Source organism: Bryocella elongata (genome assembly GCF_900108185.1).
Lineage (GTDB): Bacteria > Acidobacteriota > Terriglobia > Terriglobales > Acidobacteriaceae > Granulicella > Granulicella elongata.
Genome location: NZ_FNVA01000003.1, coordinates 433854 through 460017, shown reverse-complemented (window position 1 = coordinate 460017; position 26164 = coordinate 433854). Strand labels below are relative to the sequence as shown.

At 65.1% G+C, this 26164-nt stretch carries 24 protein-coding genes; 13 read left to right on the top strand and 11 right to left on the bottom strand.

All coding sequences use genetic code 11. The features are described from left to right. Window positions 1-187 precede the first annotated feature (187 nt). A complete protein-coding gene (locus C4S68_RS11115) occupies window positions 188-1027 on the bottom strand; it encodes a hypothetical protein (RefSeq protein WP_146072112.1) in 840 nt (279 codons plus the stop codon). Window positions 1028-1143: 116 nt separating this feature from the next. Next, window positions 1144-1803, bottom strand: a complete 660-nt coding sequence (locus tag C4S68_RS11110) for a hypothetical protein (protein ID WP_103933114.1) — start codon at window positions 1801-1803, stop codon at window positions 1144-1146. Window positions 1804-1877: 74 nt separating this feature from the next. Between C4S68_RS11110 and prmC the strand changes: the two genes are divergently transcribed. After that, window positions 1878-2729 carry a peptide chain release factor N(5)-glutamine methyltransferase gene (gene prmC / locus C4S68_RS11105; RefSeq protein WP_103933113.1) on the top strand — a complete coding sequence of 284 codons (852 nt, stop codon included), beginning with the start codon at window positions 1878-1880 and terminating at the stop codon, window positions 2727-2729. Here prmC and C4S68_RS11100 read toward each other — a convergent pair. The 3 genes from C4S68_RS11100 to glyA all read right to left on the bottom strand — a co-directional run bounded on the left by C4S68_RS11100 (window position 2687) and on the right by glyA (window position 5103). Then, complete coding sequence (locus tag C4S68_RS11100; RefSeq protein ID WP_200821530.1) at window positions 2687-3214, bottom strand: DUF4126 domain-containing protein; 528 nt, start codon at window positions 3212-3214, stop codon at window positions 2687-2689. The two genes, prmC and C4S68_RS11100, sit on opposite strands and share 43 nt — an antisense overlap. A gap of 214 nt (window positions 3215-3428) precedes the next feature. Then, complete coding sequence (locus C4S68_RS11095; protein ID WP_103933112.1) at window positions 3429-3659, bottom strand: hypothetical protein; 231 nt, start codon at window positions 3657-3659, stop codon at window positions 3429-3431. Window positions 3660-3840: 181 nt separating this feature from the next. Further along, the gene (gene glyA, locus C4S68_RS11090) at window positions 3841-5103 is read right to left on the bottom strand and encodes a serine hydroxymethyltransferase (protein ID WP_103933111.1); all 1263 of its coding nucleotides are present in this window, start codon (window positions 5101-5103) and stop codon (window positions 3841-3843) included. A 210-nt stretch (window positions 5104-5313) separates the two neighbouring features. On the opposite strand from glyA, the gene C4S68_RS11085 reads away from it, so the two are divergent. After that, window positions 5314-5697, top strand: coding sequence for a hypothetical protein (locus C4S68_RS11085; RefSeq protein ID WP_103933110.1), 384 nt, complete (start codon window positions 5314-5316; stop codon window positions 5695-5697). Window positions 5698-6020: 323 nt separating this feature from the next. Here C4S68_RS11085 and C4S68_RS11080 read toward each other — a convergent pair whose 3' ends face one another. From C4S68_RS11080 to C4S68_RS11070, 3 genes are all read right to left on the bottom strand, one after another. Further along, on the bottom strand, window positions 6021-7271 hold the full coding sequence (locus C4S68_RS11080) for an alpha/beta fold hydrolase (RefSeq protein ID WP_103933109.1): 1251 nt from the start codon (window positions 7269-7271) through the stop codon (window positions 6021-6023). A gap of 134 nt (window positions 7272-7405) precedes the next feature. Then, window positions 7406-8599: an alanine racemase gene (alr, locus tag C4S68_RS11075; RefSeq protein ID WP_103933108.1), complete on the bottom strand. Its 1194-nt coding sequence runs from the start codon at window positions 8597-8599 to the stop codon at window positions 7406-7408. Window positions 8600-8712: 113 nt separating this feature from the next. Beyond that, entirely contained in the window at window positions 8713-9369 is a 657-nt protein-coding gene (locus C4S68_RS11070; protein WP_235011523.1) for a DUF882 domain-containing protein, read from the bottom strand. Window positions 9370-9687: 318 nt separating this feature from the next. Here C4S68_RS11070 and C4S68_RS11065 point away from each other — a divergent pair, with 318 nt between their 5' ends. Then, window positions 9688-10899 (top strand): hypothetical protein, encoded by a 1212-nt coding sequence (locus tag C4S68_RS11065; protein ID WP_103933106.1) that lies wholly within the window; start codon window positions 9688-9690, stop codon window positions 10897-10899. Next, window positions 10899-12554 (top strand): hypothetical protein, encoded by a 1656-nt coding sequence (locus C4S68_RS11060; protein ID WP_103933105.1) that lies wholly within the window; start codon window positions 10899-10901, stop codon window positions 12552-12554. Before C4S68_RS11065 ends, C4S68_RS11060 begins: the two co-directional genes overlap by 1 nt. Window positions 12555-12695: 141 nt before the next feature. On the opposite strand, the gene C4S68_RS11055 is transcribed toward C4S68_RS11060, so the two are convergent. Beyond that, window positions 12696-14792 carry an ATP-dependent DNA ligase gene (locus C4S68_RS11055; protein WP_103933104.1) on the bottom strand — a complete coding sequence of 699 codons (2097 nt, stop codon included), beginning with the start codon at window positions 14790-14792 and terminating at the stop codon, window positions 12696-12698. Window positions 14793-14958: 166 nt separating this feature from the next. Between C4S68_RS11055 and C4S68_RS11050 the strand changes: the two genes are divergently transcribed. From C4S68_RS11050 to C4S68_RS11020, 7 genes are all read left to right on the top strand, one after another. Next, window positions 14959-15903, top strand: coding sequence for an ATP-grasp fold amidoligase family protein (locus C4S68_RS11050; RefSeq protein WP_103933103.1), 945 nt, complete (start codon window positions 14959-14961; stop codon window positions 15901-15903). A 42-nt stretch (window positions 15904-15945) separates the two neighbouring features. Next, complete coding sequence (locus tag C4S68_RS11045; RefSeq protein WP_146072111.1) at window positions 15946-16860, top strand: glycosyltransferase family A protein; 915 nt, start codon at window positions 15946-15948, stop codon at window positions 16858-16860. 168 nt (window positions 16861-17028) lie between these two features. Then, entirely contained in the window at window positions 17029-18150 is a 1122-nt protein-coding gene (locus C4S68_RS11040; protein ID WP_103933101.1) for a carboxypeptidase-like regulatory domain-containing protein, read from the top strand. Between the two features lie 62 nt (window positions 18151-18212). Then, window positions 18213-18596, top strand: coding sequence for a hypothetical protein (locus C4S68_RS11035; protein WP_146072110.1), 384 nt, complete (start codon window positions 18213-18215; stop codon window positions 18594-18596). Window positions 18597-18828: 232 nt separating this feature from the next. Then, on the top strand, window positions 18829-19893 hold the full coding sequence (gene prfA / locus C4S68_RS11030) for a peptide chain release factor 1 (RefSeq protein WP_103933099.1): 1065 nt from the start codon (window positions 18829-18831) through the stop codon (window positions 19891-19893). A 169-nt stretch (window positions 19894-20062) separates the two neighbouring features. Further along, window positions 20063-20470, top strand: a complete 408-nt coding sequence (locus C4S68_RS11025) for a hypothetical protein (protein WP_103933098.1) — start codon at window positions 20063-20065, stop codon at window positions 20468-20470. A 226-nt stretch (window positions 20471-20696) separates the two neighbouring features. Continuing rightward, a complete protein-coding gene (locus C4S68_RS11020) occupies window positions 20697-21101 on the top strand; it encodes a hypothetical protein (RefSeq protein ID WP_103933097.1) in 405 nt (134 codons plus the stop codon). A gap of 62 nt (window positions 21102-21163) precedes the next feature. On the opposite strand, the gene C4S68_RS11015 is transcribed toward C4S68_RS11020, so the two are convergent. Further along, a complete protein-coding gene (locus C4S68_RS11015) occupies window positions 21164-21736 on the bottom strand; it encodes a DUF1003 domain-containing protein (protein ID WP_103933096.1) in 573 nt (190 codons plus the stop codon). A 135-nt stretch (window positions 21737-21871) separates the two neighbouring features. On the opposite strand from C4S68_RS11015, the gene C4S68_RS11010 reads away from it, so the two are divergent. After that, window positions 21872-24049 carry a S9 family peptidase gene (locus C4S68_RS11010; RefSeq protein WP_160115104.1) on the top strand — a complete coding sequence of 726 codons (2178 nt, stop codon included), beginning with the start codon at window positions 21872-21874 and terminating at the stop codon, window positions 24047-24049. An 83-nt stretch (window positions 24050-24132) separates the two neighbouring features. Next, window positions 24133-25065, top strand: coding sequence for a hypothetical protein (locus C4S68_RS11005; RefSeq protein ID WP_103933094.1), 933 nt, complete (start codon window positions 24133-24135; stop codon window positions 25063-25065). Between the two features lie 73 nt (window positions 25066-25138). Here the strand turns inward: C4S68_RS11005 and yiaK are convergent, their stop codons facing one another. Next, a complete protein-coding gene (yiaK, locus tag C4S68_RS11000; protein ID WP_103933313.1) occupies window positions 25139-26158 on the bottom strand; it encodes a 3-dehydro-L-gulonate 2-dehydrogenase in 1020 nt (339 codons plus the stop codon). Window positions 26159-26164 lie beyond the last annotated feature (6 nt).

The window sequence follows — 26164 nt, the reverse complement described above, 5'->3', positions numbered from 1 at the left end:
TGCCCGCTCATCTTCCTATACGACCGCGAGGGCGGTCGCGAATGCAGAAAGTTTTCGGGGGTGGAATTCTGGCGTGGGGACTCGGGATCCCGGACGGTCGGGCGCAGTGATGCAAACGAAACCCGGGTCCGAAGATCCGGACCCGGGGCACCCAAACTGACAACTCAGAACGAAGAACCAACCAACCCTACTTCTCCAGCAGCGCCACGGCTTCCGGGATCGTCAGGTTCGACTCGAGGTAGTGGAAGTCCCGGCGGGTCAGGTCCGTGCTCTTGCTGATCGTCTTGAAGATCAGCGCGTGGCCGCGAATATCCGTATGCACCATCACGGTGCGCCAGCGGCCATCCTGGTCGGCGCGATCGCTGGCGAAGTTGCTGCCGGCGCGGATGTTGATGAGCCCCAGGCCCATCGTGACATCCTGCGCGAGCTTGCCTTCGATGTGCAGCAGGCGCATGTCGTGCGCGTCGATGGTGAGCCACCCGCTCATGCCGTGCAGGACGTGCTCTTCGATGCCTGAGGGCGAATAATCCGGGTTCGGCCGGTAATCCATGCGCCAGACGCCGTTGTTCAGTGTCACGTTTTCAAGCAGGAAGCCGCGCGGCAGGCTATCGAGCATCTGGCGGGCGTGCTGCTCGTCGTTCTTCTGGGCGGCCTCGGCGCGTTCAAAGGCGGCGGGGTCACCGGCGATGGCGTCGAGACGACGCCGTTCGGTCGCAACACGCTCCGGGCTGAGCGGCTGACCGTCTTCGGACAACAGCCGCCGGATCTTGCCCTTACCCGTCTCAACCACGCGCTCGGTCCAGAGATGGCCGCCCGTGCGGTCGGAGCGTTCATCGCTGGTGTACTCGTAGAGATCGGTGTGCGGGAGGCTTTCATGCTGCAGCATGTCGTGCAGGAGCTGCTGCGGATTCTGCGGGGAGGTGGTCTCGTCGGCATGGACTGCAAGGCGCGGCCCGGCGGTGAGTGCGGCCATCCCGGCCAGCGCCGCCAGTCCGACGACCGCCGTCCGCAGGACCCTGCCTGCCACGACTCGACCTGTCACAACCCGACCTGTACCGCCCTGAACCATGCGCAATCCCGCTCCTGCTTCTACCTGTGCGATGCAAATTGTCTGGAGTTCCGCTGCATGCAGCCGGAGTTTCTTCAGGATAGACGGTCGAGCGCGGGTTCCGCCTCCCCCGATAGAGGGTCACGGCGCGCATCCCGCCGGCGCTGTCTCCACCATGCGACCGGGGCAACGGCAAACAGCAGAGACCAGACGATGCAGCCGATGGTCCTCGAGATGTCGGCCGCGTCGCCTTGCAGACTGATCATGGAGCCGGCGACCGCCATGAGTCCGCAGAAGAGGAACAGGACGATGTCGCCCGCAAAGAGGAGCCAGTGCAGCCGCCTGCGGCCAAACAGGGCATCCAGCGCAATGCCGGCAAGCCACCACGCCGGCAGCGCGTAGAGCGGATAGACCAGAGCCCGCCAGGTCGCGAGAGCAATGGCGTCGGGGTGCCAGATCTCCGGCCAGCGCGGACCGATGGAGACCAGAGTCTCCATCCCCAGTGCAGGTGGGTTGATGTCCATCAGCGTACGGCTGCGCCAGTCCATGGCAACCTCCAGCTGCTGGGCTGCGACCTCCTGCGGCTGCACATGGAGCTGCTCGTGCTGCGCGACGGCGACGGGGCGATGGTCTTCCTGCGCGTCGGCCAGGAAGCCGAAGTAATAGAGGGTCACAGGGATCAGGGACAGAAAGACCCACAGGGCGAGATCCAGCGCGGGCAGGAGCAGAGAGAATGGAAGTCGGGGTGCCCGCATCCTTGCAGCATAGATGACGCTGCCCCCGGCCCAAACGTGGCGTCCTGATGTGACGTGGAGAACGACCGAGAGCGATGAACCTTCGCGAGACTCTAGACGAAGCAGCCAGAACGATCACCCGGCGCGACGCCGAAGTGCTGGCGCAGCATGTGCTCGCGCGGGATCGCGCCTGGCTGATGGCGCATCCGGACGCTGCGCTGGAGGAGCCGGACCTTATACGGCTGCGCGCGCTCGTCACGAGGCGAGCCGCCGAAGAGCCGCTCCAGTATCTGACCGGCGTGCAGGAGTTCTTTGGTCGCCCCTTCGAGGTGAGCGCCGATGTACTGATTCCCCGCCCCGAGACCGAGCAGCTGGTGGAAGCGGTTCTGGCGTGGGTGCGGGGCCGCTCCTTGGCGAGCCCTCAGATTCTTGACGTTGGCGCAGGGTCCGGAGCCATCGCCGTGACCCTGGCGCTCGAGCTTCCACAGGCACACGTCACCGCTGTGGATCTCTCGCCGGCCGCGCTGCGAGTGGCCCGGCGGAATGGGGAGCAACTGGGTGCGGGCGTCCGCTGGCTGGAGTCCAACCTGCTCGCTGCGCTGGGACCGGAGCCGGACGGCTTTGACATCATCGCTTCCAACCCGCCGTACATTCCGCTCAGCGATAAGCCGACGCTGGCTCACGAGGTCCTGGCGCATGAGCCACATCTCGCGCTCTTCGCCGGCGACGACGGGCTGGAGGTCTATCGGCGGCTGATTCCGCAGGCTCATCACGCGCTGCGGCGTCACGGCCTGCTCGCGATGGAGTTCGGCTTCGGCCAGCGCGAAGCCCTGCGAGAGCTCTTCGCGGCGCAGACGAGTCCCGCGGGTGACGCGTTGTGGAGCGAGCCGAAGTTTCTCGACGACTACGCCGGGATACCGCGCGTGGTGCTGGCCGAGCGGATCTGAAGCATGGTGGACGGCGGATCGACGAGCGCGTGATGCAGGTTCCAGACGACGAACACTGCGAGGCCGACCGTGAGGGCCGACTCCAGGACGCCCACAGGCCAGTCCCTGCCGATTTTGCGCGCTCCCCACATCCGGCCCTTGTAGCCGGCGAGTGTACCGATCGTAGCTCCCACAGCACCTGCGACGACTCCCCCGGCGACCGGTTCCCCGAGCGCGTGCCAGGCCATCGCCACGCTGAGGGCGCCAAAGACGATCCTTGCCCCGAAGGGGCCGGGCGCCTTGCGGCTCGGAGTCATGGGAAGCACATCCGCGACCCACTCTCCGGCCGCGCAGAGTGTAAAGACAATGACCGCGGGGAGCGTACCGGCCCATGAGGCCCACCCGTCCAGCGGAAGATAACCGAGCCACGCAGCCCAACAGACCACAGCAATTGGGGTCATGGTCCGCAGACCATTCGCGAAACCAAGCAGCAACACTACCAGCATGCAACTCTTCCCTCGAGGCAACCGCGAAGAACATCGCAGCGCAACCAGACTGCCCGACGCTATGCGGTCCGCGCGGCAGCCGTACCTTTGGACGCTACCACGCAGCATGGGAAGTCATGCAAATTCGATAGTTTGCGGAGGCATGACTGAGCGGCACGCGCTTGGTCTTCGCTGAATCGCGGAAGAATTCCGCTCGACGGGAGCTGGCGCGGTCCTAGGAGTGCGCTGCCGCGAAGGCGCGCCAGTCCTTGAGGGCTTTGGCCAGACCCACGATCGCGCCCGAAGGCATACAGATCGAGATCAGGCTGATCCGCCACAGGGCTCCGCCGGTGGCGTTGTGGTAGATCGCAAAGAAGAGCACGATTGGCAGGACGAAGCCTGCGAGCACTCCGAGGGCGATGTAACCAAAACAACGGGCGAGAACCTTTGCCTTGTCGTCAGCCATGCGGACTACTCCTCTCCGAACCGCAGATACGAGCCGAGAATACCGCCAGTGGCGATACGGGGCGATCCCACCTTTGTGGCGCTATCACGTCCCGAAAGGCCGCCGGCGCATGGCTCAATTCCGAAGGGCCAAATGCCGAAGGGGCGGAGCCGAAGCTCCGCCCCGTTGGTGCGTGAAGCAGCTAGCCGCGCAGGAAGCCGTAGAGCGGGAACTGCTCGGCAAGCTCGGCAACGCGACCACGAATCTCGGCGAGCTTGCCGGCGTCGGTGCGGTTCTCCAGCGCCTCGGCGATCCACGAGGCGATGGTCTTCATCTCCGCTTCCTTCATGCCGCGCGTGGTCAGCGCTGGCGTACCCAGGCGGATGCCCGAGGGCCGCAACGGCGGGTTCACATCGAACGGAATCGCGTTCTTGTTGACCGTGATGCCGGCCTCGCCGAGAGCGAACTCCGCCTCAGAACCCAGCATGCCCTTCTGGAACACGTCGACGAGCAGGACGTGCGTGTCTGTGCCGCCCGAGACGATGCGGTAGCCCAGCTCCTGCAGCTCCGCTGCCAGGGTCTTGGCGTTCGCCACCACCTGCGCGGCGTAGGTCTTGAACTCCGGCTGCAGCGCCTCGCCAAAGGCCACGGCCTTGGCCGCGATGATGTGTACCAGCGGGCCGCCCTGCTGGCCGGGAAAGACCGAGCGGTCCACGCCAGCCGCAAACTCCTGGTTGCAGAGGATGAGGCCGGAGCGGGGTCCACGCAGGGTCTTGTGCGTGGTGGTGGTGACCATGTGCGCGTGCGGAACGGGCGAAGGATGCGCTCCACCAGCCACGAGGCCCGCGAAGTGCGCCATGTCCACCATGAAGTACGCGCCCACCTTGTCGGCGATCGCGCGCATGCGGGCGAAGTCGAAGATGCGCGGATAGGCCGAGCCTCCGCCGACGATAATCTTGGGCTTCACCTCAATCGCCTGCGCCTCGAGCGCGTCGTAGTCGATGGTCTCGGTGTCCTTGCGGACCTGGTAACCGGCGATCTTGTAGAGCTTGCCCGAGAAGTTGAGCTTGTGGCCGTGCGTAAGATGCCCGCCATGCGCGAGATCCAGCCCGAGGAGCGTGTCTCCCGGCTGCAGCAGCGTCATGTACGCCGCGGCGTTGGCCTGGGAGCCGGAGTGCGGCTGCACGTTGGCGTGCTCCGCGCCGAAGATCAGCTTGGCGCGATCGCGGGCCAGGTTCTCGACCACGTCGGTGACCTCGCAGCCGCCGTAGTAGCGCTTGGCGGGATAACCCTCGGCGTACTTGTTGGTAAAGACCGTTCCTGCGGCCTCAAGCACCGCGCGCGAGACGAAGTTCTCGCTGGCGATCATCTCCAGACCTTCGTGCTGGCGCAGGACTTCCTTCTCGACGAGGGAGAAGATCTCCGGGTCCTCAACTGCGAGTGTGGCGTTCAGATCGATAGGCATACAGGCTGATTCTACTCGTCCGGGGCGCCGTTCTCCTCGCGCGGAGTTTGAGCACTGCGGTCGTTTCGGACAGCCCGTCAGGGTCGCCGCGAACCCTCTGCCGCCTTGGTGGGATTTCCAGCGGAGGTGCTATTGCCGATGCTGGTTCCGGGAGGCTGCATCCGCGAATTCGCACTCGCAGGATGCGCCAGGACCAGGGGGGAGACGACATTGGCTGACCAGATGCTGCAATTCCCGTCGCGATCGTCGTCTGCCGTGGAGCCGAAGCTCGACGCCGCCCCCGAGGAAGTGATGCCGCCCGAAACCTCCTCCGGCGACCAGGCCTGCCGCTACCGCGGTCTCTTCCTGGTCAAGGGAAACCGTCCCGCGGCAGGCACAGCACCCGTGACGGGCCGGAGTTCGCGAGTCTCCCAGACCCGGATGATCGTGGCTCAGGTCGAGCAGGAGATTGCGAACCTTGCCGCCAGGCGACAGGCGGAGCGCTTCGGCCGCGTCCATCCGATGCCCGGAGCAGACTCGAGCAGACGAGAGCTGCGGCGCGATACGCCCTGGGCCGTCGTGGCTCGCCTCCTGCGCTCGCTGGACCGCTCGTAACAGCCGCGCAGCAACGTCCGGCGGCTGATCGACGTCAGCACAACGCGCAGCTCCCACCTCCGTGGCATGACGTTGGTACCCCCCTCGGATCTCCTCCGCTGGCCAAGGTGTAATGGCGGCAGCGTCCCGATTGCAGGATGCTTTGTCCTGCCGGGCCCCACGCGGAAGATGCTGTTCGCGGGGCCCTCGGGAGTCATAGCGATGTATAACCTTTTTCTCTGCACAACCTTCGTGGCGATGATCCTGGCGCCATGCGTCGTGATCTTTTCCCAGGGCGACCGGTAGGAACTTCCCGCGCACAGTGCCGTTTGCTGCGGTGAGCGTCAGCTCCTGGTCATCCTCGAGGTAACAGGCGCAGCAGGCGCTGTCTCCGCCGCTTCCAGCGCCTCGCGCGTGAGCTTCCGGAACTCCCGCCACACGAACGAGCCCATCCACCAGCCATCCATGTACTTGTAGGGGAACTCCCCGGTCACGTAGTGGCCGCAGGGAAGCTCCTTGTGTTCGTAGCTGACGTGGTGCGCGTCGAAGTTGCGCAGCACGTCCAGCGAGAACTCGTGCAGGAAGGTGAGGTCGTACGTCGCATGAATGATCAGCGTGCGCCGCTTCGCCGCGGCAAACTCCGTCATGTAGCTCATGGGGCTGATGCCCGTAAAGAGCTCGCGCGTGGTGTCCTGCGTGAGACCCGCATGATCCAGCGCGGCCCGGATATGCCGCGTGCTCTGGCCGGTGTAAACCACGTCGCCGAACCATGTCGAAGCGTGATTGAACGTGCACACGCGGATGCGTGGGTCCATGGCCGCGGCAACAAAGCCATAACAGCTGCCCAGGCTGGTGCCCAGCACGCCGAACTGCTCGTACCCCTGCGCAGAGAGCCAGTCGATACAGGCGCGAATGTCCGCGACAGCCTGGCGGCACGCAGCGATGGTGCGGCCGATGTTGGCGCTCACCGCGTAGTCGGAACGCTCCAGCTCTTCGGGGCGGCGGATGTCGTGGTACGGCTTCGACAATCGCAGCGATGCCACGCCGAACTTCTGGAAGATCTCGCAGAGCGCGTTGTGTGAGAAGGCGTCCGCGTTCCACTGGGGCATCACGATCATCGCCTGCTTCGGCTTCTTCGCGCTGCCGGGTTTGGGCGGGTTCTCCGGGTACCAGCGGGCGTTGACGAGGTCATTCTCCGGATACGGTGTGCGCACGGGCGAGGTGAAGCGCAGGAACGGTTCGCGGCGCAGCTCACCAGCCTCGGCCCGGCGATGCCACTCGCGCTCGGCCTCCAGGGTCTCGGGACGCACGTTGGTCGGGAACAGCTCCGGGTGCCGCATCTCGACGCGAAAGTCGGTGGGCGTGACGTAGTCAAAGAAGCTGTGCGGATTGGCCACGATGCGCTGGTTCAGCTCGACCATGGCGTCGAAGCTTGTCAGCTCGCCACGTTCGACGCGCTGCGCGAGCTCCAGGCCACCGAAGTCGGCCAGATGATCGAATCCCCACTCGAGCGGACGCTCGATGCGGTTCTCATCGCGCGTCGTCAGCGCGGTCTCCCAGGCAAACATCCACCTGGCGTAAAGCCCCATACTCATTGACTTAGTCTATCGCCCGAAGGGTGACGGTGAGGTTGCAGCGGCCGATTGCAGCACAACGCTGCGGCGGCTCTTCCCGTTAACTCGTAGCTCGCAGCTCAAGACTCGCAACTCGATCATTGTCTTTTCCCGCTCTACGCCCGCAACACATGCTCCGCGCGAATGCCGCAAAGAATCTCGTAGCTGATCGTCCCCGCCCACGCCGCGTGGTCGTCCGCCGTGACACCTTCGCCCAGCAGCGTAACCTCGGCTCCGACGATGGCCTCGGGGATGTCGGTGACGTCCACCACCGTCAGGTTCATCGACACCCGCCCCAGCACGTAGGCCCGCCTGCCTGCGATCATCACCCAGCCCCGCTGCCAGTCGGGCGGCGCAGCAGACGAAGCCGAGCGGCGAAAACCATCCGAGTAGCCAATGGGCAGCAGCGCCGTGCGCATCGGAAGATGCGCCGTGAAGGACGAGTTATACCCCACATGCTGCCCGGCAGTGAGCTCGCGCAGAGCCATGATGCGGGTCTTCCACGTGAGCACGGGCTGCAGCTTCGCCGCGACCGCGCCCTCGATAGGAAGCTCATCCCCTTGCTCGTCGCGCTGATTCTCGATGGGCAGGATGTAGCCGTAGAGCGCGATGCCGGGCCGCACCATGGGCTGAATGCCATACTGCGCGCAGGTCTCGCGCAGCCAGCGCAGAGTCGACCCTTCGTCGATGGCGTTGCTGTTGGCCAGGTGCAGATACTCCGGGTGCAGTCCTGCGGCGAGGACCTGCTGCAGCGCTGCTTCGAAGGCCGCGACCTGCTTTGCCGTGAAGCGCCCCCGCTCGACCTGCGAGTTGGCGAGATGCGTCATCAGGCCTTCGAGCACGAGCCAGCGCGAGGCGGTGAGCTGAGCGAGGATCGCAGCGAGTTCAGCGCCCGGGGCCGCACCCTGGCGGGCCATGCCGGTGTCGATCTCGAGGTGAATGCTGATGGGCTGCTTCGCTGCTGCGGCAGCTTCTTCGAGCGCAGAGAGCTGCGCCGCAGTCCACACGATGGGCGTAAGCCGATGCGCCAGCACGGCCCGCGCGTCCGCTGCCTCGATGCCGCTCATGATAAGGATGGCGGGCTCGGTAAGGCCGCCTTCTTCACGCAGCCGCGCAGCTTCCTCCACATCAGCGACGCCCAGCATCGCTGCGCCGGCCTCAACCAGCACGCGGCCGCAGAGCACAGCATCATGCCCGTAAGCATTGGCCTTGATGACGCCGAGTGCGGCGACACCTTCTCCCGCTGCGGCCTTGAGCGCAAGGTAGTTGGAGCGCAGACGCGCAGCAGAGATCTCAGTCCAGGACTTCATGGGTTCCTCGATTCCATTATCGAGGAACGAAGTGAGGAGGCACCCGTGCGAAGTGAGTTGAGTAGAGAGAACTCTACTCACTGCTCACTGTCCTCTACTCACTCTTCACTGCTCTACCGAAAGCTCCACTGCCGCACCGGGCCAACGTCCACGTGGACGAACTGGCTGACGGGGTAGTAGCCCACGCCGCCCGCGTGCAGGCTCAGGGCAGCGTCGCGGAGGGCGCGCGTTCTGACGCCGGGGATGCGAATGTCGATGGCCTTGGAGAGCATGTGCTGAGAATGCTCGGCAACACCTGTCTGCGCCGGCGAGGCCTTACCGCCCAGCGTGCGCAGGAAGCTGTTCGACTCCGGTGTGCGATAGCCGCAGACGATATCGATCTCGCCGTTGGGCTTGTGCAGGCGGCCCAGCAGGTTGTGCAGGAGATCGAACTCCTTCGGGTCGTAGTCGGCGGTGTCCTGCGTGCGGTGGTCGCGGAGGAAGTGGTTGAGCTTGTCCATGGCCTCGGGGATGTACTCATCGCCGATGCGGTAGACGACATCGAGCGTCTCGCCGGTGTGGAGGTGGTGGAGATGAAGCTCATATCGCGTGGCCCCCGGATGCGACGCATGCGAGATGGAGGCATTGCCGGCGGGATCGGGCGAAGTGGGAGCTGCCGCGCGAGCGGGCTGCAGAAGCATAAGAGCGCCCAGAGCGAGCGTGGCAGACGCCGTCGCAAAGCGGCGGGCGGTGTGGCGAAGAGCGGAAAGCGGGGCCGGGAGGAACGTCAACGAAGGATTCTCCTGATCGAGGAACTGCATAAGGGAGATAGCCGGCAGACGTCCAGCGCGGCTTCTGGGACCGGAACAGCGAATCGGGATTCGCAATTGCCATTTCCTACTACTCATTCTATCCGCCGGGTTGCCTTGCGCTATTGCCTATCCGGGTAATCTGTTTGTCACCGGAGTGGGAGCACCCGATTCTGGAGGTGTTTCGGCCCCGAAAGGGGTGCAGAAGCCGCTCCGCCCGTCACGATTCCTGACAAATGTCAGCTAAACGGGCGCATTTTGCCCGGTAGGATCGTTTTCAACAGCACGGAGGATAAGCGGATGGCATCGACAGCGGCAGCAACAGGCGTTCTGGCAGGCTCGCACGCAGCAGCCCCGGCGGTACGAACCCGACCGGCGGTGGTGCCCTGGTACCTGTGGACGGGCGTGGTCGCCGTCACCTCAGCATCGATCGGAGGGTCGTGGGATGTCGCGTGGCACCGCTCGATCGGCCGGGATACCTTCTGGACCCCGGCCCACATGGCGATCTACCTGTGCGGCGTGCTGGCCGGAATCGTGGGCTTGGTGCTGGTGACGCGCGCCACCTTTGGCCGCAGCGCGGGCGCCGCCGAGCTTCGCGCTGAATCCGTTAGTGTGTTCGGCCTGCGCGCTCCGCTGGGCGTCTTCCTCGCCGGCTGGGGCGGCGTCGCCATGCTCACCTCCGCGCCCTTCGACAACTGGTGGCACAACGCCTATGGGCTGGACGTGAAGATCGTCTCGCCGCCGCATACGCTGCTGATCTTCGGCATCCGTGCCGTGAGCCTCGGCATGATGTTCCTGATCCTGGCCGCGATGAATCGTGCAGCGGACTCCGATGCGGCAGTCTTCCCCAAACTCCAGAAGCTCTTCCTCTACCTCGGCGGCATCGCCGTGGTGGGGCAGATGTTCTTCGTGCAGGAGTACACGTGGGACATCGTGCTGCACCAGGGATCGGCGTACGTGGCGCTGGCCATCGCCGTGCCCGTGATCCTGGCGGTGCTCTGGCAGGCCTCGCGATACAAGTGGGCCGCGACGGTGTGCTGCACCATCTACATGGCCTTCGTCATCGGCGAGATCCTGATCTTCCCGCTCTTCCCCGCGCAGCCGAAGCTGGGCCCGGTGTACTTCCCCGTGACGCACCTGGTTCCGGCCAAGTTCCCCGTACTGCTGCTGCCTTCCGCCTTCGCGCTAGACCTGTTGTGGCAGCGCACAAAGAGCTGGAAGCTGTGGCAGATCGCCATCGTCTCCGGCATCGTCTTCATGGCGATCCTGGCGCCGATCGAGTGGAACTTCGCGAACTTCCTGCTCTCGCACCACGCGGACAACCGCTTCTTCGGCTCGATGTACTTCGACTACACCGCGCGCCCCAACGGCTACGAGCGCGCGCGCCGTTTCTTCCAGCCGGTGTGGGGCGAGAAGCTGGCCATCAGCCTCACCCTCGCGACGGTCTACGCAATGATCTCGTCCTGGCTGGGGCTGGCGTTTGGCCGGTGGATGCGCGGGGTGCAGCGGTAATGTCCCAGCGTCTTCGCAACTCGTTCGCGCTCCTGCTGGCACTCCTCGTTCTGAGCTTCACGCCGCCAGCCCGCGCCCATGTCGGTAACAAGGACATCTTCGAGCAGGTCCAGGCCGGCCCCTACACGCTCTTCGTCACGATCCGCACACCGCAGGTGATTCCGGGCGTGGCGACCGTCGAGGTCCGTACCTCGGGCGCGGCCGTCAGCTCCCTGACCATCGCGCCGATGATGCTGACGGGCGAGGCCTCGAAGCATCCTCCGACAGCAGACACCCTCACACGCTCGACGGATGATCCGAGCTTCTTCTCGGGGTCGGTGTGGCTGATGGCCACGGGCTCGTGGCAGGTGCGGCTCACGGCAGACGGTGCTTCCGGCCCTGCGACAGCCAGCGTTCCTGTTCCGGCGGCTGCGCTGAGCATGCTCCGCATGGACAAGGGCATGGGCACGATCCTCGCGGCGCTGGGTCTCCTGTTGATCGTGGGTGCGGTGGGCATCGTGATGGCCTCTACGCGTGAGGCAAGGCTGGAGCCTGGAACGCAGCCCACGCCGGACCGCAACCGGCTCGCGATCAGCGCAGGCATCACCACGCTGGTGCTAATGCTGGGTGCGGTCTGGCTCGGCGGCAAGTGGTGGAACGTCGAAGCTGCCGACTACGCCAGCGGCATCTGGCATGCGAGCGAGATGCGCCCGGTGTTGCACGGCAGCCTGCTTACCGTCACTATCGGAGACCCCGACAAGAAAGCCCGCGGCGGCTGGCGCGCCGTCGAGGCCGAAGACCTGTTGCCAGACCACGGCAAGCTGATGCACCTCTATGCCATCCGCATACCTGAGATGGACGCCGCTTTCCACCTGCACCCGCAGCCTGACAACACCATCATCCTCACGCCAGAGCAGACCGAGGCCGTTCGTCGCGCCATCGCACAGGGTCGCCCGCCGATGACCGCCCTCTCGGGAAAGAACGGAGCGCTGCAGCGCGGCCTGAGTGAATCCCTCCCCGCCATGCCTCCGGGCACCTACAAGCTCTTCGCCGACATCGTCTACCGGAATGGCTTCCCGGAGACCGAGACAGCGACCCTCAACATCCCCGCCGGCTTGTCTACTGCGCCGCTCGCAGTGGACGATGCCTCCGCCGCACCGCCGCCACTCTCGGCAGGTGAGCTCGGCACGAGCTACAAGCTTCCCGACGGCTACTCGATGGTGTGGGCCAAGCCTGCGACCATCGACGCGAACCGGGGCTACGCCTTCCAGTTCACCCTGCTGGATAAAACCGGCAAACCCGCCACCGATGTCGAGCCGTATCTCGGCATGCCAGGCCACGCCGCCTTCGTCAAGACCGACCTGACTGCTTTCGCGCATACGCATCCGGAGGGCTCGGCGGCGATGCCCGCGATGATGCTCGCCAACGCCTCCACGAGCGCGGGCCAGACCGGATCGGACATGACGCTGGGTTCGTCTCAGAGCATGCCCGACATGCCAGGCATGGTCATGAAGGGTGCGGACATGAGCTCGATGCCAGGCATGGCACACACGGCGCTTTCGCCCATGGTGAGCTTTCCCTACGGCTTCCCTTCCCCGGGACGCTATCGAATCTTCATCCAGATGAAGCATGCCGGCACCGTGGAGACAGGCGTGTTCGATGCCGAGGTGAAGTAGCTCTCCGGCACATCTCTGCGGCGCGTTTCCTCATACCCGCCAATCCTCATCCCTCAAACCTCTACAGAAACAACTTCGCTGTGGAGGTTTGAGGGGGTGAGTTGCAGGAGGGCAGACGTGTATCGGGCCAATGAGACTTCTTCACGACTCCTGCGGCCGATCGGGCTGCGAGAGGTAAATCTCTTCGACGCGCTCCAGCGTATCGATCTCGCCGACGGGCTTGTCATCACGCACGCGCAGGATGCGCGGGAAGCGCAGGGCGTAGCCCGAGGCGTGGCGGTCCGAGCGCATGATGTTGTTGAACGCGACCTCCAGCACGCGCAGCGGCTCGACCGTGCGGAAGTGGCCGTGCTCCTCGAGCGTGTGCGCTTTAAGCCAGCCGGTGAGCTCTGCGATCTCCTGGTCCGTAACCCCGCTGTAGGCTTTGCCGACGTTGAGCAGCTGCGGCTCGCCATCGGGGCCAGCCGCGCCCTGCACCGCGAAGGTGTAGTCGGAGAGCAGACCCGCCCGCCTGCCGTGGCCGAACTCCGCGCCCGTGATCACGACATCCAGCGTGGCAAGCTCGCGCTTGAGCTTCACCCACGCCAGGCCACGCCGTCCGGGGAGATAGAGCGAAGCCGCGCTCTTGATCATGACGCCTTCATTGGCGCGGGCGCGGGCTTCGGCATACGCCAGGTCGATGGCCTCGGCGCTCTCGACCAGCTTGGCGGGCGAGAGCATCAGGCGCGGCACGTGATCTTCATCGGTGGCGAGCGCGGCGAAGAGACCTCCCGGCGCGAACGCCGTGTGCTGATCGAGCGGGGCCGTCGCCAATGGAGCGAGCCGGGCGACGACCTGCTCCAGTCGCTCCCGGCGTTCGCGCAGGGGCCGGGCGAGCAACAGCTCGCCGCGCTCGTAAAGCAGGTCGAAGGCCATAAAGACCACCGGGATGCGGGCACGCAGCTCGTTATCGACCTTCTTGCGGCCGATGCGCTGACCAAGGATCGCGAAGGGCAGCGCCCTGCCCGCTTCCATGTCCCAGCCCAGGATCTCTCCATCGAGGATCAACCCGCCGCTGAGGCCGGGCGGAGCATCTTCAATCACCCCATGGAAGGCCTCGACCAGCTCCGGATAGCTGAGCGTGATGTCTTCGCGATTCCGCGAATACAGAACGACACGACCGGGCGCGGCGGGGTCTCCGAGGTGGATCTGCGCGCGCATGCCGTCGTACTTGTCTTCGAGGAAGGCCTGCAGGACGGGTGTGGGGTGTTCGATGTCGGGCGTTGGGTTGGGCACTTGTCCTTCCCCTGATTTGTCATCCTGAGCGGAGCGAAGGACCTGCTCGGCCTCTGCCTCGACGTCCTCCGCGAGTTCGTCCTCATCGCAGATCGTCAGCGCTTCGGGGCCGTTGAGATCCTTGAAGTCTTCTTCGTCCGGCGAGGATTCGTCCCTGGCTGGTTCGGAGTCGACCGCAGCCTTCCCCTTCGCAGGCTTCTCGGTGAAGCGGGCGATCGCCTCTTCCGGGCTGCCGACCGGAGAAGCGAGCATGAAACCCAGCGGATGGAATAGCCGCATGCGCGCCTGGTCCAGGGCGCCACGAAAGGCCAGTGCCGCGGCCCGGCCGAGGTCTGCTTCCAGCATGACGGCGTGTCGCAGTTCGGCGGCCTCTGCGCCTGCAGCCACGGCCACGGCTTCTTCGATGAGGCTCTGTTTTACGCCGATGCGCATGTCGCCGAGCATGAGCTTGATGAGGTACTTGGCCTCGAGCGCGGTGGCGCGGCGCAGCAGGCCCTCCACCAGCGCGGTGCGCGAGGAGGACTCTCGAGCAGAGGCCATCGCGGTGAGCACATCACCCACAGCGGACAAGGTGAGCATAGGCTCGGTAGGAGCGTTGCCGTAGGGCGGGATCAGCAGATCGTGCGCCGCCGAGCCGAGGTCGCCGTGGCGGCGGTAGGCCGCGGTGAGGGCAGCGTCCGTACATCCCGAGACGGCCTTGACCGCACGCGAGAGCAGTGCCCCGCCGGTGTTGAGCTTGCGGGGATCGGCCTCTGAAAAAGGCGTGCCCGCGAGGTACATGCAAAAGCGTCCGAGGTCAGCCTCCACCTCCGCAGAGAGAACCGGCGGAGCTTCACCGGGGCGCACCTGAGCGACACCAGCAACCGCGGCGACGGCCTGTGCAATTAAGGCGCGCTTCTGCAACCGGCTGCTCTGGTGCGACAGGTCTTCAGCCAGCCGCGCCAGTGCGGCAAACAGGGCCATCCGGTGGGTCCTCACGGCAACTGTGGGGTGGCCGTGACGGAAGTGCCGCGGCTGGTTGCTTTGGGGATTCTAGCGTCTTGCCCTCACGGTGTGCGCCTGCGCCGCCAGACGGCGCCCCGGGCTCTGGTATGTTGCCTAAAGCTATCCGAGAGGCTCCCAGAGGTCGATGAGTCCACCATCTCCAGTCCCGCCGGCCGGCCTGTCCTGGTTTGGGCGCAGGAAGAAGGCGCTTCTGCGCTGGGGCAACGCGCGGGTCTGGCACCGGTGGCCGGTGATCGTCCGGCCGCTGGTGAAAGACTTCCGCCGCTACCACGGCTATGCTCCGCACATCTTCCGGCCTCGCACCCTGAGTGAAAAGGTGCTGCACCGGATGCTCTTCGACCGCCGCAAACACCTGCATGTGCTCTCGGGCAAGCTGGAGTCACGTGGGTTCGCACAGCGTCGCACAGGCAGCGACCAGTGTCTCGTGCCGCTCGTTGCCTGCATACGCAACCCAGCTGAGTTGCGTGAGGTCGAGCTGCCGGAGAAGTTCGTGATGAAGGCCAGCCGCGGCAGCGAGATGACCTACATCCATCGCGGCGAAGTTCCTCCGGACATCCACCACCTCGAGCGGCTCTGTGACCTCTGGCTGAAGGACCAGTTCCCCCGGGGCACGCTGGAGTGGTGCTACGAACATGCTGAAGACGTCGTCCTCATCGAAGAGCTGCTGCTCGATGAGAACGGCAAGCTCCCGGTGGACTACAAGATCTTCTGCTTCGACGGCATTCCGAGGTACATCCGGACCTGCGAAGCCCGGTTCAGTGACCAGGTCACGAACATATTCCTCACTCCGGAGTGGGTTCCCCTCGAAGACCAGACACCGTACTTCAAGCCGGCGCTTGCACCCCCTCCACGACCGCCGCACCTCGCGGAGATGCTGGAGCTCGCCGCGACACTCTCGCGTGGAACGGACATGCTGCGCGTCGATCTGTACGACGTGGGAGGCAAGGTCTACCTGGGCGAGCTGACCAACACGCCCAGCCGCGCGATGATGCCCTATCCGCCGTTCGAGTTCGACCTGTTCCTGGGCAGCTTCTGGAAGGTCGATACGCGGACGCCGCTGGAGCTCTAGGACACGTCGGGATCTCCAGCTCCTGGCCAGGGCAAGGAAGCTGTGCACCTGGTCGTACGCGACCATCTCCCGGCGTTGCTATACTTTGCCGACACGCCACAACCTATGCCTCTTGCTGCAAAGGTCCGCCACGCCGCGCTATGGCGCTGGGAGTTTTACGCCGAACCCCGCTGGATTCGCGTGCGGGCCTATGCGCGGTGGGCGGTTCCAAGGTATCGCCGGCCCCATGGGCTTCCAGGGACGCTGATCCTGTCGTTGACCTCGCACCGGCGCCGGTTTCCCACGTTGCTGCCCGCCTTGCGGTCGCTGCTGGCTCAGACCGTGCGGCCCGATCGGACGATCCTCTGGATCGCGAGGGGCGACATGGAAGAGCTTCCTGACGAGGTGCGCGGGCTTCAGCGCCATGGGCTCGAGATCCGCCCAGCCGAGGACCGCGGAACCTATACGAAGATCCTTCCCGCGCTGGACGCGTTCCCCGAAGCCTACATCTGCATCGCCGACGACGACGTGTACTACTGGCCAACGTGGCTGGAGGAGATGGTGGCGGGAGTGCGGACGTCCGTGCCTGCTACCGTCTGCCATCGTGCTCACCGTATCCTCCTCGAGAACGAAGGGTTTGCTCCCTACGGGTCGTGGCCTCATCAGGTCGAAGCCACCGGAAGGTCGCTCGACTTCTTCCCCACCGGGATCGGCGGCGTTCTGTATCCCCCGGGAAGCCTGCAACACACTGCGGCTGACCTCGAGGCCATCGGAGGCCGGAGGTTCGGCGACGATCTCTGGCTCTACTGGATCTCCCGGCGAAATGGCTTCATTCCCTGCAAGGTGAGCGGCAAACGGCAGTTCGACTACATCGGCGATTCGCAGGACGCCGGGCTCTGGCGGGAGAAGAACAAGGGCCCCAAGGACGAGTGGATTCTGGAGCTGGGCAAACGGTACGGCTACCCCTCGGTCTCCTGAGCGAATTTCCCGAAAATACTGTGCGGCTGTCGCAACGTCCGGCTGTGGCGCCTCCAGCCGGCCGCTAAGCTGTGTGAAATGACTTGATTGTCATGGCACGGTTGGGCTGCTGCGGCGTCCAAACGCTGTACGGCAGGCGCGTGCGTCTCGCCAACAAAGGGACATCTCATGGAACACTTGCTTCGCCCGGCGCGGATCTTCGCGCTGACTTCTCTTGTGATCTGCTGCCTGGACTGTCCAGCCCAGCGCCTCGTCTCCACCTCCATCGACTCGCTCTCCGACTCGCCGGGTTTCCTGTTGCAGGCCGCGCAAGAGGCTGAACCCGCGCCGAACAAGGCCGGTGTCATCAGCGGTGTCGTCACCGACGGGCACGGCGGCGTGATACCGGCAGCCAAGGTGACGCTTTCGGAGCAAGGCCACGCCGGATTGCTCGAAACGGCCTCGGACAGCACCGGCCGCTTCCGGTTCCGGGGGCTGGATGCGGGCTCGTACACCCTGCTGATCTCGGCACCGCAGTTTCGCACCCTGCTCACACCATCGGTGGAGCTGCGAGCCGGCGAGCACTCCGAAGTGCCGCCAGTCACGCTCGTCCCCACGGCTGAAAGCGAATCCATCACGGTATCGGCGAACTCCAGCGCCGTCGCCGAGCAGGAGCTGAAGATCGAGTCCCAGCAGCGCATCATCGGACTGCTGCCGAACTTCTACACCAGCTTCGTCTACGACGCTGCGCCGATGAACACGCGGCAGAAGTTCAAGCTGAACCTGCGCAGCGTAACCGACCCGGTGATCATTCTCGAAGTCGCCGCCACCGCTGGTGCCGAGCAGTACAGGAACACCTTCCCGAGCTGGGGCAACGATGATGCCGAGTCCTACGGCAAGCGCTTTGGGGCAGCGCTGGGCGATGAGCTGCTGCGCCACACCTTCAGCAACGCGCTCTATCCCTCGATCTTCCACCAGGACCCCCGCTACTTCTACATGGGGCCGACGAACAAGACGAGCACCCGTATCTGGCATGCGCTGGAGTCCGGCATCATCACGCGCGGGGACAACGGCCACCAGCAGCTGAACTACTCACACCTGCTGGGCAGCGCCTCGGCTGGGGCCGTTTCGAGCCTCTACCATCCGCGATCCGACAGCGCAGGCTACCTCGCGGGACTCAACGTCGGCATCGGGATTGGCACAAACGCCTTCCAGGCGCTCCTGCGCGAGTTCCTGTGGCCGCACCTGACGACCCACGTCCCCGCGTATGCCACCGGGCGCACCGCGCAGACGCATCCCGACACCCCATAAGTTCGCCCCGGAGGGCGTCCTGGAGAGATATGGGCTCGTCTCCAGCGACAGAGGATTCCGCGATGCGCCGACTCACACTGGCCACGACCTTTGCTGCTGGGCTGCTGCTGGCCCTGCCGATGTGGGGAAGGTCGAAACCGAAGCCCAATCCCGCCGACTACCCCGTCAAGGTGCATGTGGTGGTCTCGCGGCTCCGCTTCTACAACGGCTTCGAGCACGAGGTGATCGAGGCCTACGTCGACGGAAGGTACGAGGAGCTGTCCAGCTCCAACGCGGCGCTGGCTCTGCTCGCGCCGGGGGATTATGTCGCCCAGCTGGTCGACGCGGACAAGCACCCGAAGGCGTACGAGGCGATCACCTCCTACTCCGTGCTGTTCCCGGATGGGTCCACCCGTAGCTTCGACGTTACGGGCGTCGGCATTCCTCCAGCTGCGAATCCGCAGTGATCGCGGTACCATCAAACGTAGTGATGGTTTCCTCCAGCGCAATTCCGGTTGCCGTTCGACGCGTCCCCGCTCCCGCGGTGTGCGACCGTCACGACTTTGCCTAGCCGGGCCTGCTGATCTTTCCAATAGCAGCTGCGCTACCCTGCGCGCGATCCACCATGAATTCCGCTACAAGATTCCCGCAACAGATTCCGCTCACCCTTACGGGTTGGAGCGATGGAGACCTAAAGTCATGTTCGACAAGCTTGATCAACTCGAAGCCAAATACGAAGAGCTGGGCCAGCAGCTGGGCGATCCCGCGCTGCTGAGCGACCAGAAGAAGTTCCAGGCCGTCGCCAAGCAGCATCGCGACCTGGAGCCGACCGTCGAGAAGTTCCGCCAGTTCCGCAAGCTGCGCGACGGCATCGCCGAAGCGAAGGCCATGCTGGCCGACCCCGACATGCGCGAGATGGCCGAGATGGAGCTCGCCGAGCTGGAGCCGAAGCTGCCTACGGTCGAGGAAGAGCTGAAGGTCCTGCTGCTGCCCAAGGATCCCAACGACGACAAGAACATCGTCATCGAAGTCCGTGCCGGCACCGGCGGCGACGAGGCCTCCCTGTTCGTGGCCGAGGTCTTCCGCATGTACCTGCGCTTCGCCGAGCAGCATCACTGGAAGGTCGAAGTCCTCTCCCAGACCGACTCCGACGTAGGCGGACTGAAGGACATCACGGCGATCTTCGAAGGCGACAAGGTGTATTCGCAGATGAAGTACGAGAGCGGCGTCCATCGCGTGCAGCGCGTTCCGGCCACCGAGACCCAGGGCCGCGTCCACACCTCCGCCATCACCGTGGCCGTGCTGCCGGAGGCCGAAGAGGTCGACATCAAGATCGAGCAGAAAGACCTTCGCATCGACACGTTCTGCTCCTCGGGGCCGGGCGGACAGAGCGTGAACACCACCTACTCCGCGATCCGCATCACCCACCTGCCGACCAACACGGTCGTCAGCTGCCAGGACGAGAAGTCGCAGATCAAGAATCGCGAGAAGGCCATGCGCGTGCTCCGCTCACGGCTGTATGAGGTGGAGGCGGAGCGCGTGCATCAGCTGCAGGCGCAGGATCGTAAGGCGCAGATCGGCTCGGGCGATCGCTCGGAGAAGATCCGGACCTATAACTTCCCGCAGAACCGCCTCACCGACCACCGCATCGGGCTGACGAACCACCAGCTCGCGATGGTGATGGAAGGACTGCTCCAGCCGACGGTCGACGCGCTGATCGCGCACGACACCGCGGAGCGCCTGAAGGCTACTGCCGAGGCTTGATCGTGCCGGGAGTTAGCCGGGTGGGCTCGTCCTGAACCACCCAGGCAACCCCGGACAGATTACATCGTGTAACCTCCGAAGAATGTTTGCGTTGCGTGCAACAACCCGGGGGCGCAGGTTGGTGTCCTACACCCAGGGGCCGAAGACGGCTCAAAGTGAGGAACCAACCATGAAGACCTTTTGGAAGAAATTTGCTCTGTTGGCTGTAATACCTGCGGTAGCGCTGGGTGTAAGCGCGACGCAGGCCCATGCGGCTCCTGCGCCGGGCCAGATCTCCATCGGCGTAGGCGTCGGGCAGGAAGGCCCGTGGGATGCTCCGCCGCGGGAGTTCGACGACATGAACCGCCGCGCCTTCCATGAAGGCATCGACGCGGCGCGCTGGGACTTCCAGAATCACCGCATGCTGGCCGTGGACCGCTCGCAGAACTTCCGCCATCCACCGGTGCCCCGTCCGTTCCGCGACCAGTACCGCAACTCGTTTGCCCGGGGCTACCAGGCAGCCCAGAACCGCATGATGTCCATGCGCGATCACCCGGGTCAGAACTGGGATCACGACCACGATCACTGGCACTACTAGGATTTGCCTGGACCAGCAGGATGGTCCGCTGCTTCAGCCAGAAGGCCCGCCACCCCGGCGGGCCTTTTCCTCGTGCGGTACACCGGGCCAATATCGCCGGAACCGTTTGGGGCAAGGCTCATCGAATCTTCACCCTGCGGCCTTGCGCCCTACGACTCATCAGTTCATGCTGGTGACCGCAGTTGATTTGTCCCCGGAGATCCGGGCTGAAAGTGAGGAACTGGTTGTGAAGAAGTTTGCAATGAAATCGGCCTTGTTTGCTGTGATTCCCGCTGTGGCGTTGAGCCTCGGTGTTACCCGCGCCCATGCTGCCCCTGCGCCGCATGCTCTGTACGCCGAAGGCGCCGGCCAGGACCGCCCCTGGGATGCCCCACCGGCGGAGTTCGATGACATGAATCGCCGCGCCTTCCACGATGGCATCGATGCCGCCCAGTCGGACTTCCTGAGCGGCCGCCGCATGGAGCCGGGCGGATCGCCCGCGTTCAAGCACCCGCCCGTACCGAAGGAGCTTCGCGATGCGTATCGTGCGGCCTTCGCACGCGGCTATGAAGCCGCCCGGCTGCGCAGCGTGTACATGAAGGAACACCCCGGTTCGGGCTGGGACCACGACCACGCTCACTGGCGCCAGTAAAGCTCGAGGAGCAAACAGCAAGAGGGTTGCCGAACGGGCAGCCCTCTTGCCATTGAGGCAGCTTATTCCAGATCGGCGCCACGCTCCCCACTGAGGCCGAGTCCGATCACAGGCTGCGGGCCGTCGCCGCCGTTCTCGCTTTCGGTAATGGTCTGCTGGATGTTCTGCGCGACCTCTTCGATAGGAGTATCGCGGGAGAGCTCCCTTACCTCCGGCGAGTCCGCGAATCTTCCCAGTCCCATCTGGCGAGCCATCTGGCGCTCCAGGTTGAGCACAGTGGTGATCTCCTTCTCGCTGAGTAAAAGGATCTGCAGCATGAGGTGATCGCGCTCGTCGGCCCGGCGAGCCAGGCGCGTCTGCCGGATGAGAATAAAGCTCGCGGCCAGCAGGGACTCCATGGCGACGACGGTCTGCAGCAGAGAAAAGGGAGGTGGGTCGAAGCGCCGGAGACCGGGCAGAAGATTCCATACGATCCACACCGTGAAGATGGTGAGATGGATCAGCACGAAGCGGATGCTGCCGATAAACCCTGCGATAGCGTCGATGCGGCGTTCCGCCGGGGTGCGCCGCGCAAGGAACTCCTGCTCGTGCCGTGCGATGAGCTCGATATGTTCCTGGACGTGCGCGTGCGGCATGGGTTCTCCCTGCTGAGGTAGACGGCTTGCACGGCGCAGGAGATGTTCGGCAACGTGGTTGACTCCTCAGCCTCTTGCCGTTTCCGCTATCCTTTCCGCATGCGAAACAACTGGTTGTGGCTGGCGGCAGCGGGCTTGTCTTCTCTCACGTGTCTTTCGGCGACCGCGCAGGCGAATCCGACGGCAGCGAAGCCTGCCTTCTCGCTGGAGCAGGCTCTGAGTGGCCCCTACTGCACGAACCTGACCGCTGCTCCGAGTGGCGATCTGTTCGCCTGGGCCGAGCACGTCTCCGGCCGCAATAACCTGTACGTCGGCGGCCCCAGGTCTGCGGCGCGCGCTCTGACCCACAACACCTCTGATGACGCGATGGACATCCTCGAGGTGAGCTTCGCTCCCGATGCGAGCGCTGTGGCCTACACCTTCGGCCCGGATGACGACGATCCCACCCCAGATGGCAAGCCCGCCAACCCCGCGCACCTGCAGCGCAACGTGGCAGCGGAGATCTACGTGCAGCCGCTTGCCGCTGGCGCTCCCGCGGTGAAGCTCGGCGAAGGCCACGGGCTTACCTTCACGCGCGACGGCAAGGGTCTGCTCTTCGTGCGCGGCGGGCAGGTGTGGATGACGGACCTCACCGCCAAGGACCCCTCCTCGAAGGATGCCTCGAAGCAGATCGTGTGGGACCACGGCAGCGCGGGGTCGCTGACGCTCTCCCCCGACGGCAGAGCGCTCGCCTTCGTCAGCCGCCGCCGCGAGCAAGGCCAGCCGGGGCATGCCTTCATCGCTGTCTTCGACTTCGCCTCGCACACCATTCGCTATGCGTCGCCTTCCACGGGTGTGGACTCGGCCCCGGCGTTCTCTCCTGACGGGAAGACGCTGGCGTGGATTCGCGCGCCGTTCCTTCGTCCGGGACGTCTGGACGCAGGCCGCGTGAGCCCGACCGTGTGGTCGATCGAGACAATGCCGTTGGCGGCCACTGACTACAGCTCGGGCGCGAGCCGATCGATCTACCGCGCAACACCCAACCAGCCGGGCAGCGTGCTGCCGCATCTCGCCACTGGCTCTCCGAAGCTCTTCTATGCGGCCAACGATCGCATGGCCTTCTTCAGCGACGCCGATGGCTTCGTGCACCTGTACGCGATCAATCCCGAGGCCACGAAGCCCGAAGCGACGCTGCTGACGCCCGGCGAGTACGAGGTGGAAGATGCGACGCTGACGCCGGATCACAAGGCGATCTTCTATGCGTCGAACGATGCGCCCAAAGACCCGCTGGATGTGGATCGGCGTCACATCTGGTCGGTGACATTTGGCGCCGCGCATCCGCAGCAGTACAGCTTTGGCGCGGGCATCGAGACGCGGCCGACGATCAGCGCCAGCGGGGCCGTCGCCGCGCTCATCGCGGATACGCGCGTGCCCATGCATCCCGCCCTGCTGGAGTCGCATGGCGGCTCGACGGACCTCGACCCCACGGCGATGCCGGCGGACTATCCCGGCAAGGAGTTCGTGACGCCGAAGCAGGCGCTCTTCCCGGCCGCGGACGGCTTCATGCTCCACGGCCAGCTCTTCCTCCCCGCGCACCTCGGCGAAGGCAAACACCCCACGCTGATCTTCGTGCACGGCGGCCCGCGCCGGCAGATGCTGCTGGGCTATCCCGCGATGGACTATTACTCCAACGCGTACGCCATGAACCAGTACCTGGCCTCGCGCGGCTTCATCGTGCTGAGCGTGAACTACCACTGCGGCGTGGGCTATGGCATGGACTTCCGTCAGTGCCTCCACGGGGGCCCGGCGGGCGGCGACGAGTTCAGCGACGTGATGGCCGCGGCCAACTATCTCCGCGCGCGCAAGGACGTCGACCCGAAGCAGCTCGGCATCTGGGGCGGAAGCTACGGCGGCTACCTGACGGGCATGGCACTGGCGCGGGCCTCCAACGTCTTCGCCGCGGGCGTCGACTTCCACGGCGTCCACGACTGGAACCTCGAGGACAACGCGGCCGACTGGCTCTCCGGCAGCTATGCGGAGAAGGACCAGCAGGCGGCGATCGGGCTCGCCGCGTCGCCGCTGGCCGACATCAGCCGCTGGCGCTCGCCCGTGCTGTTCATCCACGGAGACGATGACGGCAACGTCGCCTACGCTCAGACGCCCATCCTCGCCGACAAGCTGCGCATCCTCAACACAACCCTGCCCGCCAACGAACAGATCGAGATCCACGAGCTGATCTTCCCCGACGAGATCCACGGCTTCCTGCTGCATTCCAGCTGGCTCGCCGCCTACAAACGCGGCGCGGCGTTCTTCGAGGAGAAGTTCAAGCCGTAGTTGGTGGATTGGCGGTTCGGAGCCGTGAGACCGTGCCAAAACCGGTAAAATGGGGATGCCAATTTTTCTTCGAAGGATCCCCGATGTCCACGCTCTCCGCTCCCGCCGCTACGCTTGAAACCGCTGCCAAGGCCGCTGGCCTTGTCCTCACCCCGCTGGAGCCGGGCAAGGACTTCCACGGCGAGCCCACGGTTCGCGCGAGCCTGACGCTTGCTGCGGCTCCGGGCAAGTCGGTGACGCTGGAGCTGAGCCAGGGCTTCGACGCCGCGAATCCCAAGTTCGCTGCGGGCATTGCGGAGTTCTTCGCTGAGGCCGCGGTCCGCCTGCTGAACCCAAATCCGGACGCCACGGTGACCTTCCACGGTCTGCCGCTGACCTTCGCCAACTTCGCGTGGCCGTTCCATGGCTCGAGCTCGGGCGCGGACACGTTCATCGTGCACGGCGATGTAAAGCTCGCCGATGGCCTGGATTCGCCGCTGCACGCAAAGGTCTCGGGCTCCCTGACGCGCACCTTCGCCGAGGTGCTTCCGGCGCTGGAGCAGCCGTTCGCCGAGAGCTTTATCTACAACGCCGTCCGCAAGGTCCTCGACCAGGGCCAGCTCGAGATGGTCAAGAGCGGCAACCGCCAGCCGGTGCCCGTCACGACGCGCTACTACTCGGCCAAGCAGAAGAAGTTTATCTTCAACGACGCTTCCCCCGAGCTGCGCAGCCGCTTTCTGGACATCAAGACGTACTGGCTGAGCTATGTGCTGACCGGTGGCACGCCGACGCCGATCTGGATCGCCGACCCGCGCGATGCGCAGTACCTGAACACCACCACGGCGGACCTCCGCAAGCTGGCTCAGGGCCTGCAGGCGGAAGGCAAGCTGAAGCTCTCTCCCGACGGCGACTGGGCGACCGCAACCCAGGCCACGATCGACCGCGGCGAGTACTTCCGCGGCCTGATGGAAGAAGCTCTGAGCTTTACGCGGCCCAGCTTCAACGAAGACATGCGCGCCGGCAACACGAACATGTAGTCCGTATCGGCTGCAGACTCCAACGCCCCATGCGAGTTTCGCGTGGGGCGTTTTGCTTGTGCCGGTGGGCTTCCTACGCACCCGCTTCCAGCTTCAAGAACGCCTCCCAGGCAGCGTCTTCGATGGCGCAGCCCTCGCGGAGGCTCTCGGCCCGCACGGCAATCGTGCCTTCCCCGGGGTAACGGGCGGGCTTGCCTTCGGTGACCGGTGTGGCGTCGTGGACCTTGTCAATCGCCCCCTGAATCATCTCGCGTGCTCCCGCCTCATCGGCCTTCATCGCGAGGAAGATCTGCGACTGGCCGACCTCCTGCAACGGGTCCGCGCCGAACTGCCAGGTCGCCTTGCCGCCGGAGAGCATCGCGCCCATGGTGTCGAGCACAAACGCCAGGCCGGAGCCCTTCCAGAAGCCGATGGGCAGCGCCCGTTTGCTCTCCTCGATCGCTCCCGCGTCGGTGGTCAGCTCGCCGTGCTCGTCATAGCCGCCCGGGACCGGGAGCGGTACGCCGCGCTGGCGGTAGGAACTCAGGCTGCCGTAGGAGAACTGGCTCATCGCAATGTCCAGCACGATGGGCGCCTGTTGGCCGGACTCGTCCACATGCGGAACCGCAAGAATCAGCGGGTTGTTTCCGAGCGCCGGGGTCGTCGCCCCCCATGGCGGCAGGTTGGGCAGCGTGTTGGACCAGCACATCGCGGCGAAGCCCTGCTCCGCAGCCAGCCAACCGAAGGCGCCACCCCGCATCCAGTGGGAGGTGTTGCCAAGCGCCACCGCGCCGATGCCATACTCGGCGGCCAACTCTATGGCACGGGTCATCGCCGCGTGGGCAGCCAGGTTGCCCACCCCCCGATGCCCGGCCCAGCGCTCCATCGCGCCCAAAGACGCTACACGTTCTGGCTCGGCAGTAGGAGAGATGTAGCCTAAGCGGATGCCCTCGGCCAACCTGGGCAGGCGGGCAACGCCGTGCGTGCGTACGCCGTCGCGATCGGTCTCCGCGATGAGCCTTGCGCCCAGCACCGCTCGCGGCGGTGTAAGGCCAAGTCCAAGGAGCACGCTCTCGATACGCCGGGTCAGTTCGTCAAACGGAACGCGAATCATGACACC

Coding starts and splice junctions, on each gene's coding strand:
- prmC (WP_103933113.1), top strand. CDS start 1,878: ATGAACCTTCGCGAGACTCTAGACGAAGCAGCCAGAACGATCACCCGG.
- C4S68_RS11055 (WP_103933104.1), bottom strand. CDS start 14,792: ATGGCCCTGTTTGCCGCACTGGCGCGGCTGGCTGAAGACCTGTCGCAC.
- C4S68_RS11025 (WP_103933098.1), top strand. CDS start 20,063: ATGAAGACCTTTTGGAAGAAATTTGCTCTGTTGGCTGTAATACCTGCG.
- C4S68_RS11065 (WP_103933106.1), top strand. CDS start 9,688: ATGGCATCGACAGCGGCAGCAACAGGCGTTCTGGCAGGCTCGCACGCA.
- C4S68_RS11035 (WP_146072110.1), top strand. CDS start 18,213: ATGCGCCGACTCACACTGGCCACGACCTTTGCTGCTGGGCTGCTGCTG.
- C4S68_RS11015 (WP_103933096.1), bottom strand. CDS start 21,736: ATGCCGCACGCGCACGTCCAGGAACATATCGAGCTCATCGCACGGCAC.
- C4S68_RS11060 (WP_103933105.1), top strand. CDS start 10,899: ATGTCCCAGCGTCTTCGCAACTCGTTCGCGCTCCTGCTGGCACTCCTC.
- C4S68_RS11100 (WP_200821530.1), bottom strand. CDS start 3,214: ATGCTGGTAGTGTTGCTGCTTGGTTTCGCGAATGGTCTGCGGACCATG.
- yiaK (WP_103933313.1), bottom strand. CDS start 26,158: ATGATTCGCGTTCCGTTTGACGAACTGACCCGGCGTATCGAGAGCGTG.
- prfA (WP_103933099.1), top strand. CDS start 18,829: ATGTTCGACAAGCTTGATCAACTCGAAGCCAAATACGAAGAGCTGGGC.
- C4S68_RS11050 (WP_103933103.1), top strand. CDS start 14,959: ATGAGTCCACCATCTCCAGTCCCGCCGGCCGGCCTGTCCTGGTTTGGG.
- C4S68_RS11110 (WP_103933114.1), bottom strand. CDS start 1,803: ATGCGGGCACCCCGACTTCCATTCTCTCTGCTCCTGCCCGCGCTGGAT.
- C4S68_RS11080 (WP_103933109.1), bottom strand. CDS start 7,271: ATGAGTATGGGGCTTTACGCCAGGTGGATGTTTGCCTGGGAGACCGCG.
- glyA (WP_103933111.1), bottom strand. CDS start 5,103: ATGCCTATCGATCTGAACGCCACACTCGCAGTTGAGGACCCGGAGATC.
- C4S68_RS11005 (WP_103933094.1), top strand. CDS start 24,133: ATGTCCACGCTCTCCGCTCCCGCCGCTACGCTTGAAACCGCTGCCAAG.
- C4S68_RS11040 (WP_103933101.1), top strand. CDS start 17,029: ATGGAACACTTGCTTCGCCCGGCGCGGATCTTCGCGCTGACTTCTCTT.
- alr (WP_103933108.1), bottom strand. CDS start 8,599: ATGAAGTCCTGGACTGAGATCTCTGCTGCGCGTCTGCGCTCCAACTAC.
- C4S68_RS11095 (WP_103933112.1), bottom strand. CDS start 3,659: ATGGCTGACGACAAGGCAAAGGTTCTCGCCCGTTGTTTTGGTTACATC.